The 15,542-nt window shown below is 59.0% G+C and carries 14 protein-coding genes; 6 read left to right on the top strand and 8 right to left on the bottom strand.

Annotated features, from left to right (window positions below):
• Positions 1 to 78: 78 nt before the first annotated feature.
• Entirely contained in the window at positions 79 to 984 is a 906-nt protein-coding gene (locus L0U81_RS29645) for a LysR substrate-binding domain-containing protein (RefSeq protein WP_233809079.1), read from the bottom strand.
• 159 nt (positions 985 to 1,143) lie between these two features.
• Between L0U81_RS29645 and L0U81_RS29640 the strand changes: the two genes are divergently transcribed.
• A complete protein-coding gene (locus tag L0U81_RS29640) occupies positions 1,144 to 2,208 on the top strand; it encodes a branched-chain amino acid aminotransferase (protein WP_233809070.1) in 1,065 nt (354 codons plus the stop codon).
• A complete protein-coding gene (locus tag L0U81_RS29635) occupies positions 2,205 to 3,629 on the top strand; it encodes an MFS transporter (protein WP_233809068.1) in 1,425 nt (474 codons plus the stop codon). The genes L0U81_RS29640 and L0U81_RS29635 overlap by 4 nt, the downstream gene beginning before the upstream one ends.
• 266 nt (positions 3,630 to 3,895) lie before the next feature.
• Here L0U81_RS29635 and L0U81_RS29630 read toward each other — a convergent pair whose 3' ends face one another.
• Together L0U81_RS29630 and L0U81_RS29625 are read right to left on the bottom strand one after the other, a co-directional pair.
• Positions 3,896 to 4,729 (bottom strand): prohibitin family protein, encoded by an 834-nt coding sequence (locus tag L0U81_RS29630; protein WP_233809066.1) that lies wholly within the window; start codon positions 4,727 to 4,729, stop codon positions 3,896 to 3,898.
• 408 nt (positions 4,730 to 5,137) lie between these two features.
• Complete coding sequence (locus L0U81_RS29625) at positions 5,138 to 5,875, bottom strand: hypothetical protein (protein WP_233809064.1); 738 nt, start codon at positions 5,873 to 5,875, stop codon at positions 5,138 to 5,140.
• Positions 5,876 to 6,167: 292 nt separating this feature from the next.
• Here L0U81_RS29625 and L0U81_RS29620 point away from each other — a divergent pair, with 292 nt between their 5' ends.
• Complete coding sequence (locus L0U81_RS29620) at positions 6,168 to 6,392, top strand: hypothetical protein (protein WP_233809062.1); 225 nt, start codon at positions 6,168 to 6,170, stop codon at positions 6,390 to 6,392.
• A 687-nt stretch (positions 6,393 to 7,079) separates the two neighbouring features.
• Here L0U81_RS29620 and L0U81_RS29615 read toward each other — a convergent pair.
• From L0U81_RS29615 to L0U81_RS29595, 5 genes are all read right to left on the bottom strand, one after another.
• Positions 7,080 to 8,141, bottom strand: coding sequence for an ABC transporter substrate-binding protein (locus L0U81_RS29615; RefSeq protein ID WP_233809060.1), 1,062 nt, complete (start codon positions 8,139 to 8,141; stop codon positions 7,080 to 7,082).
• The gene (locus L0U81_RS29610; protein ID WP_233809058.1) at positions 8,141 to 8,935 is read right to left on the bottom strand and encodes an ABC transporter permease; all 795 of its coding nucleotides are present in this window, start codon (positions 8,933 to 8,935) and stop codon (positions 8,141 to 8,143) included. The genes L0U81_RS29615 and L0U81_RS29610 overlap by 1 nt, the downstream gene beginning before the upstream one ends.
• Positions 8,932 to 9,702 (bottom strand): ABC transporter ATP-binding protein, encoded by a 771-nt coding sequence (locus L0U81_RS29605; protein WP_233809056.1) that lies wholly within the window; start codon positions 9,700 to 9,702, stop codon positions 8,932 to 8,934. The genes L0U81_RS29610 and L0U81_RS29605 overlap by 4 nt, the downstream gene beginning before the upstream one ends.
• A gap of 782 nt (positions 9,703 to 10,484) precedes the next feature.
• Positions 10,485 to 11,654 carry an IS91 family transposase gene (locus L0U81_RS29600; RefSeq protein ID WP_442793451.1) on the bottom strand — a complete coding sequence of 390 codons (1,170 nt, stop codon included), beginning with the start codon at positions 11,652 to 11,654 and terminating at the stop codon, positions 10,485 to 10,487.
• Positions 11,655 to 11,675: 21 nt separating this feature from the next.
• The gene (locus L0U81_RS29595; RefSeq protein WP_233807405.1) at positions 11,676 to 12,551 is read right to left on the bottom strand and encodes a site-specific integrase; all 876 of its coding nucleotides are present in this window, start codon (positions 12,549 to 12,551) and stop codon (positions 11,676 to 11,678) included.
• 246 nt (positions 12,552 to 12,797) lie between these two features.
• Between L0U81_RS29595 and L0U81_RS29590 the strand changes: the two genes are divergently transcribed.
• From L0U81_RS29590 to L0U81_RS29580, 3 genes are all read left to right on the top strand, one after another.
• Positions 12,798 to 13,529 carry an alpha/beta fold hydrolase gene (locus L0U81_RS29590; protein ID WP_233809054.1) on the top strand — a complete coding sequence of 244 codons (732 nt, stop codon included), beginning with the start codon at positions 12,798 to 12,800 and terminating at the stop codon, positions 13,527 to 13,529.
• Between the two features lie 117 nt (positions 13,530 to 13,646).
• Positions 13,647 to 14,273: a class I SAM-dependent methyltransferase gene (locus tag L0U81_RS29585; RefSeq protein WP_233809052.1), complete on the top strand. Its 627-nt coding sequence runs from the start codon at positions 13,647 to 13,649 to the stop codon at positions 14,271 to 14,273.
• Positions 14,274 to 14,482: 209 nt separating this feature from the next.
• A complete protein-coding gene (locus L0U81_RS29580) occupies positions 14,483 to 15,286 on the top strand; it encodes a hypothetical protein (RefSeq protein WP_233809050.1) in 804 nt (267 codons plus the stop codon).
• The last annotated feature ends 256 nt before the right edge of the window (positions 15,287 to 15,542 follow it).

Genomic DNA, 15,542 nt, shown 5'->3' with positions numbered 1-15,542 from the left:
TTTGCTGAAGATAGCGGTCGAAACGTATGGCCTGGTCAACGACCAGGCCGGCTGCAATGCGACCTAAGACCGTGCCATCTAACGCCCCGGTCTTTTGACAACTCCGGCAAGCTCCAGGAATGCAGCTTCGCGAACGGCGACTTCGTCAGCACGGAAGACTAGCCACATCGCCGACTTGGCCTGGCTATCACGCAACGGTCTAAAGGTCACTTCGTTTGCCTCGATGCGCTGGAATGATTCCGGCACCAGCGCTACGCCCAGTCCAGCCGCAACCAGACCGACCATCGTGGGGGCAGAGAGAGCTTCCTGGACGACCTGGGGGGCGAAGCCCGCATGGCGGCATAGCGACATCACCTGCTCGTATGCCCCCGTGCCGCTGTCAGCCGGATACATGACAAATGGCTCATTGGCCAGGGCCTTTACGGAAAGCGGGCCTTTACCATCGGCGCATGGGTGCCGGGGCGGAAGCGCGGCAACAAAAGCGTCTTCAAACAAGCGCACCGCGCCAAACGCGGGCGGCAAATCCGGCGCAACTGTTCCACGAATAAACGCAAAGTCGAGGCGTCGCTCAAGCATTGCGGTTAACTGTCCCTGTGTCGTCAATTCGTGGATGCTCAACCGCACCCCCGGCCAATCACGACGGTAGGCAAGTATCAGGCGCGGGATCACGTGTGTCAGCGCCGCCGCGCTGGTGAAGCCAATTCGAAGCTCCCCTAGCTCGCCACGCTCAACACGCGCGGCAATCGTACTTGCCTTTTCTGCTTGGGCCAGCAGCGCGCGCGCTTCTGGCAGCAGTGCCATCCCCGCCGCCGTCAATTCAACGCGACGATTGCTCCGATCGAACAGGCGCGCGCCAAGTTCCTCCTCCAGCACGCGAATTTGATGGCTGAGAGGCGGCTGCGCGATATTCAGGCGCAAAGCCGCACGGCCAAAATGCAGGGTTTCGGCCAGAACCACAAAGTATCTGAGTCTGCGGAGATCCATGATACGAATTATGTATCAATCAGAGACAAAACGATATTGGACACGAGATGACCAGGAGCGGAGCATAGCGCTCATGCCGTGCCAGCGCGGCGTTCAAGGTTGGGGGCGAAGGATCACCAGTCAGTTCAGCCCCTCCGCTTCATAATCAGAGTGTTCAACATGCAATTCTCGACAACGTCGACGACCCAGCCCACGCCTGCAGAACAACGCGAGGAAGCGTTACATACCCCCAAGATTGGAAAGGTGTTCACTGACCATATGGTGACGATTCAGTGGACAAGCGAAGACGGATGGCACGACGCCAGGGTTCGTCCTCGTGAACCGTTTTCGCTCGACCCAGCTTCTGCCGTCCTGCATTACGCCCAGGAAATCTTCGAGGGCATGAAAGCCTACGCGCAACCGGACGGTACCGTAGCCTTGTTCCGACCTGCGGACAACGCGCACCGGTTCAACGCCTCGGCAACCCGAATGACGATGCCGACGATTCCGGAAGCCGTCTTCGTCGAGGCCATCGAGCGACTTCTCCGCGTAGACAGCGCATGGGTTCCCAAAGGCGAAGGAACGAGCCTGTATCTGCGCCCCTTCATGTTCGCCACTGAGTTATTCCTGGGCGTGCGCCCGGCTAACCGGTTCACGTTTTGCGTGATCGCCAGTCCCGCTGGCGCCTATTTCAAGGGCGGCGCCAAGCCGATTACTGTATGGGTCTCGGAGCACTACACGCGGGCGGCAAAAGGTGGCACGGGCGCAGCCAAATGCGGCGGAAACTATGCTGCGGGATTGATCGCTCAGGCAGAAGCCACCCGTCACGACTGCGACCAGGTTGCATTTCTCGACGCCGCCGAAGGTCGGTGGCTCGAAGAACTCGGCGGAATGAACGTCTTCTTTGTTGTATCCGGCGTGCTGGTGACCCCTTCGCTCGGCACAATTTTGCCCGGCATCACACGTGACTCCATCATCAGCATTGCGAAAAAGCGAGGCCTCCACGTCGAGGAACGTCCTTACTCCTTCGATCAATGGCGAGAAGATGCTGCAACTGGCCGCCTGACCGAAGCATTCGCCTGTGGAACAGCAGCGGTGATCGCATCGATCGGCAAGGTCCGGTTCAAAGACGGCGAATTCCCGATTCCGGGGGGACCATTGACCGATGCACTGCGAGACGAATTAGTAGGTATTCAGCGCGGCGTGGTTGCGGATGATTTCAACTGGACATGGCGCGTGAAATGAACACGAGCACGGTGTTGGAAAATCAGGCGAGCACGCCAAGGCACCAGGCTCCGGGTGAAGCCGCGGCACAAGAGGAAATGGTTTCGACCGCACGACGACGCATGTGCATGGCGGCATTGATGACCGCGGCGATTCTCGCGGCACTGGACACCACCATTGCAAACACGGCGCTGCCTGAAATCGCTATCGATCTGCACTCAACCGAGGCCACGATCATCTGGGTAACCAATGCCTATCAGATTGCGATGATTGCAGCACTGTTGCCATGTGCTGCACTTGGAGAATCCATAGGTTATCGAAGGGTGTTTATCGGCGGACTGGCGCTTTTCGGTGTCGCGTCGGCGATCTGCGGCGCTTCTTCGACCCTCGCATTACTTGTCGTCGGGCGCGCGATGCAGGGTGTGGGCGCGGCCGCAATCATGAGTGTCATCGCCGCATTTATTCGACACATCCATCCTCCAACGATGCTGGGGCGAGGCCTGAGTACGAATGCTCTGGTCGTCGCCATTGGATTTACGCTTGGCCCAGTCGCCGCATCGACCGTCCTCACGTTCGCGAGCTGGCATTGGCTGTTTCGCGTCAACGTGCCAGTGGCTGCGACGGCAATAGTTCTTGCTGTCCTTTATCTTCCGGATGTCGCGGGCGGAAGGCATCGATTTGAATCTGCATCTGCAGCATTGTGCACGGCATTCTTTGGGCTTTTGATGTTCGGCATCTGCACGATGGAGAATGGAGGCGGAAGCGTCCTTGCGATTGTCTGCATGCTGGCGTCCATAGCCTGTGCCATTGTCCTGATGCGAAAGCAACGCGGACATCCCGCGCCAATGCTTGCGGTCGATCTCATGGCGATTCGGACAGTGAGACTGTCGTCGCTAACTTCTATTTGCGCTTTCGCAACCCAATCGCTGGCGCTTGTTTCGCTACCGTTTCTCCTTCAGGGCGCCTTCGGCATGCCGGTCGCCCGAACCGGTTTCGTGATTGCAGCGTGGCCTCTGCTGGTGGCCGTCATGGCGGTGGTCGTCGCTCCGCTTAGCGATAGATATCCATCCGGTGTGCTCTGCAGTGTGGGACTCGTCCTTCTGGCGCTTGGGATGGCCTTGCTGGCGACGATGAGCGGTAGTGTTTCGAGCTTGGGTATAGCCGCTCGTCTTGGCGTTTGCGGGATCGGTTTCGGACTGTTTCAGTCGCCGAACATGCGCGAAATCATGAGTGGTGCGACTGCCGCGCGCAGCGGTGGCGCAAGTGCCATTGTGGCAATCTCACGGCTGATGGGACAGACCCTTGGGGCTGGACTGGTTGCCCAATGTTTTCATTGGTGGCCCGCTTCGGGCTCCCGGATGGCGGTGTGCCTCGGCGGCGCCTGCGCACTGTTGGGGTGCCTCTTTAGCGCGATGCGGTTGAAGAGGCTAGCCAGTATCTAGCGTATCCAGGTCGGGAACGTCTCCTGCCGTTCGCGAACGACCGGTGAGCACCAACAGGAACCGACGTTGCGAACGCTTCAATAAAATGCAGAGGCTTCGGGCGGGCCTTTCGTGATCGATACCCCCGGTCTAGTTCGCATTGTTATGTGCTTTTCCTATGCCATGCGCGACAGAGCGATCATTACCGCGATCGCTGCGAAGACTGCGACCTCGGTCCCCGCGCCCTTTAGACCGAGGCCCAAGTAGACCGCTACGACCGACACCACCTACTTCTGCGTGGCGAAGTTCACGAATGGGATAGCCGCTCCCGACCACTGAGTCGGAAGATGTCCGTCCCATTTCTTCACGGCTTCAAGGGCGACGTACTCCGTTCCGCCTTGCTGTTGGATCGCTTGGGCCTGGATGGCAATCGCCTTGGCTTGGCCTTCAGCCTCGACGATCTTCTGCTGCGCCGTGACTCGTGCCGTCTCAAGGTTTTGCTCGGCGGTGAGACGCAACTGCCCGGCCACCACCTTTTGGCGCACTGCCTCTGCGAATTGCGAATCGAAGTGGAAGTTCTGAACGTTGATATCGCTAACGATAATCTGGTATTTGGCTAGTTTTGCCTGAAGCTTCTGGACGATCGCCTGCGAAACCTGCGCGCGTTGCGTCACAAGTTGCTCTGCCGTGTATTGTGACGTGACTGCCTTGAAGGACTCATAGAGCGCTGGAACGATGAACTTGGCTTCGATGTCTGCGTCGTCGCCAAAGTTGTTGTACACGTAGGGCGCATGCGCAGGGTCGTATTCATAGTTCACGGTGATGTCTTCGAACACCTCCTGCAGATCCGAGGTGCCGCCTTCCGCCTTCGCCGCCGTCGCGCTCTGGAAGCGCACGTTGAAGTCGACCACGCGCGCAACCGGGTTCAGGAAGTGAATACCCTCGGCCAGTGGGATGTCCTGGACGTCGCCAAAGACCTTGATGACGCCGCGGTGGCCCGCTGGCACAACGTGGACGCTTGAGATCCCGACAATGAGTGCTGCGAAAGCCGCGCACGCGGGGACCAAAAACTTCGCCCGCGCGTCTTTGCGCAACCGGTTCTCTACCATGTTTTCTGCCATATTTTTCTACCTCAGGTTTTTGGTCTGACTGCTTTTTCGACTTGTCTAATTGAGCTTGCTTTCACGTTCACTAAGGTTGAACGTTTTGGGAACACTTCCCCGTGTTGCCCGCACCCTGCTGTGAAGGAACAATAGAGTTTGACACATGATGCCCTATGAAATCAGAGACCTAGCGACAAACATGCACTCACTCGACAGAAATAGAGTTCGACACAAATGCACCTCAGCGTCATTCGGGCAGAAATCTTGCAACAAGAGAGTTTGAGACAACCTGCTAACGGCAGGTCGACATCGAATGCGCTGGCTTGCATCGAACGTACAGTCGCCTGACGCGATCTGCCGTGCCCGATCCAAAGCGGAAATTGCCAGCCTGGAAGAGCGGACGGTCAGGGGCGTCGGGTGGACCGGTTACTGCTTCTTTTGTGCCTCTGTGGCCTTCTTTCGAAGCTTCACCAACAGGGATGTCAAATCATTTGCACCAAGCTCTTGGACGGTTTTCTGCAGGTCGTTGCTGGCTTGCACCTTGATCTTTGCCTCCTCTGATTGGTTTTTGCAGTTTGTGAGCCACACCTCCTTTGCCTTAGCCAGGTCGGAGGCTGCTCCTGCTTCTTCCAGCACTTCGCGTGTCTTCTTATACGGAGGTGTTGGATTAGATACGTAATAAGCTTGTGTTACAAACAACGGCACAAACTTGAAAGGATTGTCGAATACGGCAGGATTGCATGCCCACAAACTCTGTCTCATAGAAAAATTCGCGGCAATCCAAGGTGTCAGCCCCATCTCATCGGCGTCATTGATGTGGGCTCTTACAAGATTGGATGTGAGCAGCGCCGCAACAACGTTCGGGTAGCCCATGTAGGCAGCAGTCTGCAGAGGAGACTGCTTGCCCTTTTCCTGCGCAAGAAGTCCGTCGGTCGCACCACTCGCCACATATTGGCGGACTTCATCGGCAGCCTTTGCTTCGGCGGTGATCATATCGTCGACGTTGCCGCTCGTTTCTCCCAAAACGTATATACGATCGACCAGGGAGTTGAGCACGGCGATAGGATCGCGTTGCGAATCGGCTGCGGACGTGCCGCATGTAAATAATATTGGAACCAGAAAAGCGGTAGCGCGCACGACTGTATTTTTGGCAAGGGTATTCATGATTTTTATTGACCCGACCTTTAACAGCTTGTTGATAAACGACAGCTGATCGTTTAGTTGCCTGTAATTTTCACCCTCAGTATAACAATGCCTTGAAGGGCAGGGTCATCGCGAATGGCTGTTTTGGAGATGCACTATTGCCCAATGCAATCGGCATGATTGCCTCCGAACGTATCAATCTGCGATCGGCCCCGCTACCCCGAACAGATCTTTGAGGCTTCTAACAAGAGACGCTCAGGTCTCACGTGACGTCATCGGCTTATTTTCGTCAGAATGCGTGAGGAGTTAGTCATTGAAGATGAAAAGTCGCGGCTATTTGATGCCGCCGGGAATAGACGAACTCGCCGAAAGCACCAGTTCCATGCACGTTCCACAGAGCCGACGTTGGAGTCTTCAACGGCGGCTTTCCGGCAAGGTGGGTGAACTCGTACTGCCGGCCAAAAGCGGTCCTTCAACATTGCCGCTCAGATCGTCAACACCCCATGGCAAGCGTAATGTTGGCGCGCCCCTTTTATGACCGATTCACGTTTGGGGGGAAGTCAGCGAAGCAGAATTATGACGATGGCCAAGGCGGAGAGTACAGCCAGAAGCCCTATTACGACGTTGTGCCAGAACGAGTCGCCGCCTGTTTCATCCGTATCGGACGCGTTGTTGACGTGGCCCGCGTGGTAGAAGTGTGATGGACGACCTGGCGGCTGTGGTTCTTCTTCATGCCAGCCGGGCGACCCATGCCCCCCTTCACTGCCGTGGCTGCTGCCATGGCCTCCGCCGTGACCTCCGCCGCCGCCCCCCCGGGCGAATGCGAAAGTCGACAATAGTACGAGCAGGAAAACCAGCAACTTCCTTTTCATTATTCTTGAGCTCTGTTGGAATTTTGTCGTTTAACGGCTGCTTTTGATTAAGCTGAAGGGCGGCTTAGGATCGACTTATGCCTTCCGCATATTCGCTGCAATCAGCGATTGATCGAGGCCTGCGTCGGACCGGGGTCGGCCATGAAGAGCCGTTCAATGGAAATTCGCGACTGGCCGCTCGCGGACTCACATGAGACGCTCCCCCGATGATGATTCGACTTTCCAGTCCGATGGCCCTTAGCGCACCTGGCACCTCGCCGATAGCGCTCATTCGCTAATGTCCGCTCGCTCTTGACGAGATAACGCATATTGCACGACAGAGGAAAGTCACCAGGCGGCAAACACACCCAGCCTCACTTATCCTTGTACGCCTTCGTCATGGCAATGATCTTGGCCTGACTGAAGTCGTTGATCTCATCGATAAGGTCATTCGTGATGAGCTCGTTCGCCGGAACCTTCACCTTGGTGATACCCCACTTCTGCATGAAGTCGGTGTACGCCGAGTAGTTCTTCTCGGAACTCTCCCCCCATTTAGACACACCGGACTTCTCGAGCTTCAAATTCGTGATGCGTGCTTCAAGCGTCTTCATCCCATCGCGAAGCGCCGTCGCCTCGTCAATACCAGTCGGCTTGGTCTCAGGATAGATTTCCCAGAGAATACGAATCGCCGCCTCGGGGTTGGCAATGGTGAACACGGTACCCTTGGCGTAGCCTTGAGCGAGTGCAACCGCCTGTTGGCGGTTGGTTCGTAAAGTCTCTTCGAGAGCAAGGAAGCCGTTTGATGGAAACCGCTCGATCTCGCTGGTGGAAAGACGCCGAAGCTTGACCCCGGCATTTTCGACCAGCGCATACTGCGTATCGAACTGGCTCAAGGCATCGATCTGGCCTGCGCGAAGCAGCGCTGCCGTTTGCGCCCCCTCGCCAGCTACGACAATGTGGATGTCGAGATCTGGATTGAGCCCTGCGCTGGTAGCCAGAGCCCGCGCGATGAGAGTTCCGACCGAACTCATTGCGGTGACGCCGATGGTCTTCCCCTTCAAGTCAGCGATTTTCTTGATGGAGCTACTCTGAGGAACAGCAATACCGAAAATGTTTCCCTGGTAGGCGGTGTAGAAAATCTTTGCCTTCACGCCTTGCGAACGGAGAATGGCGAGCGGTTCGACAGAAGCGAGTGCGTAAGGAATTATCTTTGTCGCGACGAGCTTGACGCAGTCGGTCCCGGCCACCGGAACCAGTTCGACCGAGATTCCGTCGTGCGCATACCAGCCCATCTTCATGGCAACGGCGAACGGGGCTGCGGCAGTGGTGATAGTGCGCGCGCACCAGCCAACCCGTACGGTGGTCTGAGCCGCAGCGTCAAATCCGGCAATGCCCAGTAAAAATGCGGTTGCAGCAAGCAAGTAGAAGCGCTTCATCAGATTTCTCCCTCGACCGGCACATCGGGAATCCTGTCCTGCGACCTGTCCCAGAAAAGCAGCCGTTTGCGGATGATGACGATGATGGTGTGCAGTACCAGCCCCAGCAGGGAAAGAACGAAGAGAACCGAAAACTGTCCGGCGGCGTCCATCGTGAACGTCATGCTCATGAGTAGGACGCCAAGTCCTTTTTGCGCGCCGACGAACTCCGCGACAATTGCACCGATGAGCGATAGCATCATGGCAATCTCGAAGCCCGCAAAAATGTACGGCAGTGCACCCGGCATGCGCAGCATCCTGAATATCTGCATTTCCGAAGCGTCGAGCGAGCGCATTAGTGCAACACGATCCTCGTCGGCAGACCGGAGGCCAGCAATGGTGTTGACCATGAGCGGAAAGAAGGCAGTCAGGGAGGCTTGGGTGACCTTCGAACTGAGTCCCAGACCGAACCAGATAATGATGAGAGGAGCTAACGCCACCTTTGGCATTGCCTGGAACATGAGAATGAAGGGATAGAGAAAGTACTCGCAGCGCCGGCTCAACGCAATGAGCGTCCCGAGGACGAGCGCCACGACGGAACCGGCAACGAAGCCGAGAAGCGTCTCGATGAGGGTTATCCAAAGGTGGCGAACGTAGAGCATTGATGCAATGCCGTGGTATAGGGCGACGAAGACTTTCGACGGCGCCGGCACGATATAGGCAGAAATTTCGAAGAGGCGAACCGTACCCTCCCAAGCGGCGAGCACAGCGAGCACGAGGAGCAGCCGCAGCAGCGATTTGGGCGGGCGACTCATACTGCGAGGTCGCCTGTGGTTTTGAAATGGTCTCGGATCCGTTTCACATGCCGACCAAAATCAGGCGTCGTCATCACATCGAGGCAGCGTGGCCGCGCGAGGTCGACGACGACGTCATCTACGATATGTCCGGGGCGCGGCGTCATCACCAGCACGCGGTCTGCAAGGAAGACCGCCTCGGGGATCGAGTGCGTGATAAAAAGTACGGTCTCCTTCCGCTCGAGCCAGATATGCTGCAACTGCAGGTTCATCTGCTCCCGAGTCATCGCATCCAGTGCACCAAACGGCTCATCCATAAACAGGATGGTGGGTTCATGAATAAGCGCTCGCACCATGGCCGCACGCTGCTGCATGCCGCCAGACAGCTCCTGCGGATAGCGTTTCTCGAAACCCTGGAGACCGACGAGGGAGAGCAGGTTCATCGCGCGCGCCCTGAGCTTGTCGCGGCCAAGGCGCTGCACGTCGACGGGAAGCAGGACATTGTCGAGCACCGTACGCCAGGGAAACAGCACCGGTGATTGAAAGACGACGCCAATGTCCCGGCGTGGTCCAGCGATCGCAGTACCGCTGAGTCGCGCCTCGCCCTGTGAAGCTGGAATTAGGCCGATCAGGATCTTGAGGAGTGTGGACTTCCCGCAACCCGACGGGCCGACGATGGCAACGAATTGCCCCTTTTCGATCGCGAAGCGAATGTCCTGCAATGCGATCACCGGACCGTCTCGCGTCCCGTAGACCTTCTTGAGGCTATTCACCGCGATGAGTTCCATGACGGTACAAGGTGTGATCAGGCACGCTTCGCCCCATTTTCATGGGCGTGGTTACCTGCACTTCGCTTCGGGTCACGAGTTTGCGATACCAACGCATCGGTCCGCCGCTTGTCATCTAGCGGAGGGGCCGACCCTTACGAACCGGAACCTAATAGATTCTAGGCGATATAAGCGGCCCCGATAGCAGCCGGTCCGCCTTTGGGAGGCAAAGCACCGAGCACTCAGGGGTTCCCATCCATACATGCTCTGTTAAGTAAGCGGCTGCCCAATTCAAGGATCTATGGTTTGCACAGGCACGGGTGTCCTGAGTGCCCGGCGGTAGGACGAAGCACCACCAGCGATCGTCCCTTGTCGAGATGAGACCAGCCGGTCGGGAGCGTTCTCTGACTGACTTAAATGGGTCGACCACGGCCGACCGCGTCAGGCAGTAGCCGTTAAGGTTTATTCGATGCCTGCCATCGGCCGCAGGAATGTGAATGCTTCCGCGCGTGCCGGCAGGCGTCGAATAAACCCGATGGAGGAAACCGCGGAGTGCTCCGATGTGGTCGGAACTCGCCGCTATGGCGATTGATAGGTCAGGATGCTCAGCGATGTCGGATGCGGTGCGGCCAGGCGGGATGCTGGACAGGCGCGGAAGCCGTAGCGAAGCGGCGCTGTCGGGCAATCACGATGGTGAAGCAGACGAGGGAGGCGCTTTGCGAAGCGCCAGGCGCAAACGTCCGCTCGTGGGCCGCGTTGCCGCAAAGCCGACGGTCGGTTCAGATATCGGGGAACCGTTGCGCTCATGTCTGACCCCGGCACATCGGTGGTGCGCGGATCGGGGCGCTGCGCGCGAGGATATCGACGACGATCATCGGTGCGCCGCAGCGCCGGCAGATGAACACGGTCCGGACTGCGATGACGGTGTCGTGCGGTGACGGGCTGACCCCGGGTGCGACGTGCAGCAGATCGCGCACCTTCGCGAGACTGGCGCGGCGCACCGGGTTGGCGAGCAGCCCGTAGTGACGGATCCGATGGAAACCACCGGGCAGCACATGGAGCAGGAAGCGGCGCATGAATTCGCCGGCCTCCAGCGTCATGGTCTTGTAGCGGGTGCGTCCCTTCGTACGGTAATCCTTCCAGCGGAACGTCACGCCACGCTCATCGAAGGCGATCAGGCGCTGGTTGGAGATGGCGACGCGGTGCGTGTAGCGGGAGAGGTACTCGAGCACCGCCTTCGGTCCGGCGAACGGGCGCTTGGCGTAGACCACCCATTCGCAGCTACGCAGCGGCGCAAGCCACCGGGCAAAGGAAGCGGGATCAGCGAGCCTGGTGTACTCGCCGAAGAACTGCAGCTGGCCATGCCGGTGGGCCACTTCGAGCGCTTCGAGGAAGCGCCGGCGGAACAGGCGTGAGAGCACGCGCACGGGCAGGAAGAAGCCGGGCCGGCACGCAATCCAGCGCTCACCGTCAGGCGACAGCCCGCCACCGGGGACGATGCCGTGCACATGCGGGTGATGCGTGAGCGCCGAGCCCCAGGTGTGCAGTACGAGGGTGGCGCCAATCTGGGCGCCGAGATGCCTGGGATCGGCGGCGATCGTGCGCAGCGTGTCGGCGGCGATGTCGAGCAGCAGGCCGTAGATGATCCGTTTGTTGTACCAGGCGATCGCACTGACGGGCGCGGGCAGCGTGAAGACGACGTGGAAGTATTCGACGGGTAGCAGGTCGGCCTGGCGTGCCTCCAGCCAGCGGTGTGCGGCGCTGGCCTGGCACTTCGGGCAATGCCGGTTGCGACAGGAGTTGAAGGACACCTCTGACCTTGCGCAGCCTGAACAGCGCAGCACATGTCCGCCCAGTGCCGCCGTGCGGCACCGTTCGATGGCCGACATGACCTTCAGCTGCCCCAGGCTCAGGTGTGCCGTGGCTCGCCACGCTGGCCCGTGGCTGCGGAAGATGTCCGCAACCTCCAGCATGAGGCGTGACAGCGCGCGGGCCTACTCGGAGGGCAGACGGTCCAGCGGACTGGTGACCTCGTGCAGCAGGTCGGTGGCCACCTGGACGTAGAGCGCGGTGTTCTCGAGCTTCGCATGGCCGAGCAGCACCTGGATCACGCGGATGTCCACCTTCTGTTCGAGCAGGTGTGTCGCGAAGCTATGGCGCAGCGTGTGCATGGACACGCGCTTGTCGATGTTCGCAGCCTCGGCGGCGGCATGAATGGCACGGTTCAGCTGTCGCGTGCTTAATGGATCGAGCGGGTCGAGCCCGGGAAACAGCCACCCACCATCGAGCATCCTGCCCTGCGTACGGGCCACGCGCCACCACACACGCAGACGCTCAAGCAGCACCGGCGAGAGCATGGCGTAGCGGTCACGGCGGCCCTTGCCCTGCTCGATACGCAGTGTCATGCGTTCGCTGTCAACGTCGGTGACCTTCAGCGCGACCACTTCGCTGGCACGTAGCCCCGCGCCGTACGCGACCGACAGCGCGGTCTGGTGCTTCAGGTTGCCGGCGGCCTCGATGAGCCGCCGCACTTCATCGGGGCTGAGCACGACGGGTAATACGCGGGGCACGCGCACGGGTTGCATCCTGACCATCAGCTCGGGCCGGTCGAGCGTGACTGTGAAGAAGAACTTCAGGCCGGTGATCGCATGGTTCAGGGACACGGCCGAGGTGCCGTGGTCGACCAGATAGAGCTGGTAGCGCCGCAGGTCCTCGACGGTGGCCGTGTCAGGTGAGCGCCCGAGAAACCGGGCGAACTCACGCACAATGTGCAGATAGATGTCCTGCGTCTTGGGGGCAAGCTGGCGCATGCGCATGTCGTCGATCATGCGCTGGCGCAGCGGACTGACGTTTGACTGTGAGGAGGTCATGATTCGGCTCCTGCTGGAGAACGAGGCGGATTGCCTCATTCGCCAACATACGGAACCGCGATGCCGGCCTCTCCCTGACCACCGGCGTCTGACCGTAGCCCCTACCGCGCGAGCGGTTTAGTCCTTCGGCCATGAACGGACGGTCGACACAGCGGCCAGGATTGGCGACAATTTTCACAATGGTTCCACCTCATGGCCGGTCGCGGATACCGGCCTAACGACATATAGAGCTCCCATCTAACAAGCATGAGCAATACCTTGCCAGTCGTCTTCATTCATGGCTTCATCGGCACACTGGATGTCGCCAGCTACGAGTCTCCGCACGTGGCCCCCGATCTGCTCGGCTACGGCGAGCACCAATCCGCGTCCCTGGATGCCATATCGCTACCCGGCCAGGTCGAACACCTGCGAGCCTTTGTTGACACCCGCTTCGGGAGCAAGCCCGTCGACGTAGTTGGTCATTCCGTTGGCGGTGCGATCGCCATGCTGTTCGCCCATACGTACCCCGAGTACGTCCGCAGGATTGTCAATGTCGAAGGGAACTTCACATTGGACGATGCGTTCTGGTCGGCGTCGGTCGGACGGATGAGTTCGAATGAGGCCGACGCCATGATGAACGAGTTCCGCTCTGACCCGTTAGCCTGGATCAGTGGTTCGGTTACCGCACCTGCGCCGCATCTGATTGAGGTCGCGCTCCGCTGGCTTGCTCACCAGCCAGCGTCCACGCTTCGCGCGATGGGGCGGTCGGTTATCACCACAACGGGCGACGATAACTACCTTGCCGTACTCGAACAGGTCTTCGATCGGCACCCGGTGTATTTGCTTTCCGGTGAGCATTCTCGCAAAGGGTGGAACGTCCCAGACTGGGCACTGGAAAAATGCGCTGGCGATCACACACTAGCCGACAGCGGCCATCTAATGATGCTCGACAACGACGTCGCTTTTTCAGCAGCGATCAAGCGATTTTTGACCGAATAGGTCGGCTGCAGCGAATCACGTGGGGCGACGGTCGGCCAGTCCCGAAAGTTCGTCCCACTGACTCAGATTGTTGACCATCCGGCAAGCTTCGCGGATCACCAGAATGGAGAGTCGCCAGTGTCTATCAATGCAAGCGGTACGGAGGGCTACGCAGAGGCCGCTCAATCACTGATCAGTCAATGGCAGAACATCTCGTCTGATGAACTCCACGCGGCCGTTTTGCATCTGATCCCCACCCGCCCGTCCAGTGTGCTCGACGTTGGAGCAGGTATAGGAACTGACGCGGCAGCGCTTGCGGCGATGGGGCATAAAGTAGTTGCCGTCGAGCCGGTCGACGAGTTCCGGGCGGCTGGCGTCAAGCTGCATCCGTCATCGCGGATCGAATGGCTCGACGATAGCCTTCCGGAACTGGCCGCCTTGCGCGCGACGACGGGACATTTCGACATCGTGATGCTGACGGCCGTTTGGATGCATCTCGACGAGGAAGAGCGTCGTCGCGCGATGCCGAACGTAGCTCGTCTGCTGTCTAACGGCGCATTGCTGATCATGTCTTTGCGACATGGCCGGATCCCAGAGGGACGGCGAATGTTTGACGTCTCGCCCGACGAGACCATCCAACTGGCGAACGTTCAAGGTTTGCAACCGAAGCTCGTCGTTCGATCGGAATCCGTCCAACGAGTGAACCGGCGCATGAACGTGACTTGGACTCGACTCGTATTTGCCAAAGGCTGTGGAGCGAGTTGACTTTCACCAATTGCCGAAGAGAGAACTTGTCGAACTCGCGACTTCGATTGCCCGATGAGTGTCCGACCGCGGTGGAATCGGATGACCGCAACGGATCGACTTCTGCCGAATGCAGTCGTGTCGGCGATGGCACCAACGTCGGTTCAGCATCGGACCGGGTTCGGTCAAGTGACCATTTGAAAACTATACTGGGACACTTGGAGATTTCAATGGCAAATCACGACAGGCTGCATCCACTACGTCCGCTCCTGAAGAATTGGGTTTGGGAGCATGGCCGAGTCGGTACTCGCTATTTGGACTGCATCAATGGCGAAATCAAGTTTGACGAAGGCAAGAAGTCGCACTTCGCGAACGAAGAATACGTTTACGTTCCGCTCGATAAGGATGGTGAGGACGATGTGTCCGCCGGTGGTCCTGCGATCCAGGAGGCGGGACTTGGTCGGTTTTTGAGGGCCGCGCAGTTGGGCAAGCCGGAAGAAGCCGGCTCTGTGGTGGAGGTCCAGCGCGCAGTGGCGGACTGCGTGGAACTCGGCCTGTTCAGCGCATATCAGAGGGACGCCCAGGAGGCCTTCACACGCTATGCGCAGGAGCCCATGTTCGAAGAGGAAATCCGTGCGGCGGTTTTCGATGATATCCGGCGCGTCTACGCGCGTGTACGGGAGCAACTGGCGCTGTACGATTTCAGTGTGCTTTACGGGTTGCCCATACCGCTGCTCATCAGCGAGGCGCCCTTCATCGACTGGCGCGTGCGCGCCAGTCCGGCCCTTCCGTTCGTATCGCTTCCTCTTGGACCTTACTGCCTGCTGGTGGGCGCGCCCTCGGGCAGGAAAAGCCGAATCGGCCCGGTGGTCTGGAAGGCTGCCGCCACTATGGGCCCGCTGAAGGACCACAACCGCCACATGGTGGAGCAAGCACGTTTGTGGCTGGTAGCGACCACTGATGACCAACTCGTCGCTGTGCAAAACCGCTTCGCTGCGGCCAGGAGCACCACGCCGGACAATGCGAAGCCCTGACCGAAGTCGGCCGGGAAACGCGTAGTCGGCCGCGCGGGCGAAGATCGCGGTACGTTTCGCCCCAGGCGCAATCAGCGCCGAGTGCGTTAAGGTTTATTCGATGCCTGCCATCGGCCGCAGGAATGTGAATGCTTCCGCGCGTGCCGGCAGGCGTCGAATAAACCCGATGGAGGAAACCGCGGAGTGCTCCGATGTGGTCGGAACTCGCCGCTATGGCGATTGATAGGTCAGGATGCTCAGCGATGTCGGATGCGGT

The sequence above is a fragment of the Paraburkholderia sp. HP33-1 genome (assembly GCF_021390595.1).
GTDB lineage: Bacteria > Pseudomonadota > Gammaproteobacteria > Burkholderiales > Burkholderiaceae > Paraburkholderia.
Note: the sequence above shows the minus strand (reverse complement) of the source record. Positions and strands in the feature narration are given on the sequence as shown.

What these genes read in the sequence shown, in the direction of transcription:
- L0U81_RS29645 (WP_233809079.1), bottom strand. Translation starts at nt 984, where the DNA reads ATGGATCTCCGCAGACTCAGATACTTTGTGGTTCTGGCCGAAACCCTG.
- L0U81_RS29640 (WP_233809070.1), top strand. Translation starts at nt 1,144, where the DNA reads ATGCAATTCTCGACAACGTCGACGACCCAGCCCACGCCTGCAGAACAA.
- L0U81_RS29635 (WP_233809068.1), top strand. Translation starts at nt 2,205, where the DNA reads ATGAACACGAGCACGGTGTTGGAAAATCAGGCGAGCACGCCAAGGCAC.
- L0U81_RS29630 (WP_233809066.1), bottom strand. Translation starts at nt 4,729, where the DNA reads ATGGCAGAAAACATGGTAGAGAACCGGTTGCGCAAAGACGCGCGGGCG.
- L0U81_RS29625 (WP_233809064.1), bottom strand. Translation starts at nt 5,875, where the DNA reads ATGAATACCCTTGCCAAAAATACAGTCGTGCGCGCTACCGCTTTTCTG.
- L0U81_RS29615 (WP_233809060.1), bottom strand. Translation starts at nt 8,141, where the DNA reads ATGAAGCGCTTCTACTTGCTTGCTGCAACCGCATTTTTACTGGGCATT.
- L0U81_RS29610 (WP_233809058.1), bottom strand. Translation starts at nt 8,935, where the DNA reads ATGAGTCGCCCGCCCAAATCGCTGCTGCGGCTGCTCCTCGTGCTCGCT.
- L0U81_RS29605 (WP_233809056.1), bottom strand. Translation starts at nt 9,702, where the DNA reads ATGGAACTCATCGCGGTGAATAGCCTCAAGAAGGTCTACGGGACGCGA.
- L0U81_RS29600 (WP_442793451.1), bottom strand. Translation starts at nt 11,654, where the DNA reads ATGCTGGAGGTTGCGGACATCTTCCGCAGCCACGGGCCAGCGTGGCGA.
- L0U81_RS29595 (WP_233807405.1), bottom strand. Translation starts at nt 12,551, where the DNA reads ATGACCTCCTCACAGTCAAACGTCAGTCCGCTGCGCCAGCGCATGATC.
- L0U81_RS29590 (WP_233809054.1), top strand. Translation starts at nt 12,798, where the DNA reads ATGAGCAATACCTTGCCAGTCGTCTTCATTCATGGCTTCATCGGCACA.
- L0U81_RS29580 (WP_233809050.1), top strand. Translation starts at nt 14,483, where the DNA reads ATGGCAAATCACGACAGGCTGCATCCACTACGTCCGCTCCTGAAGAAT.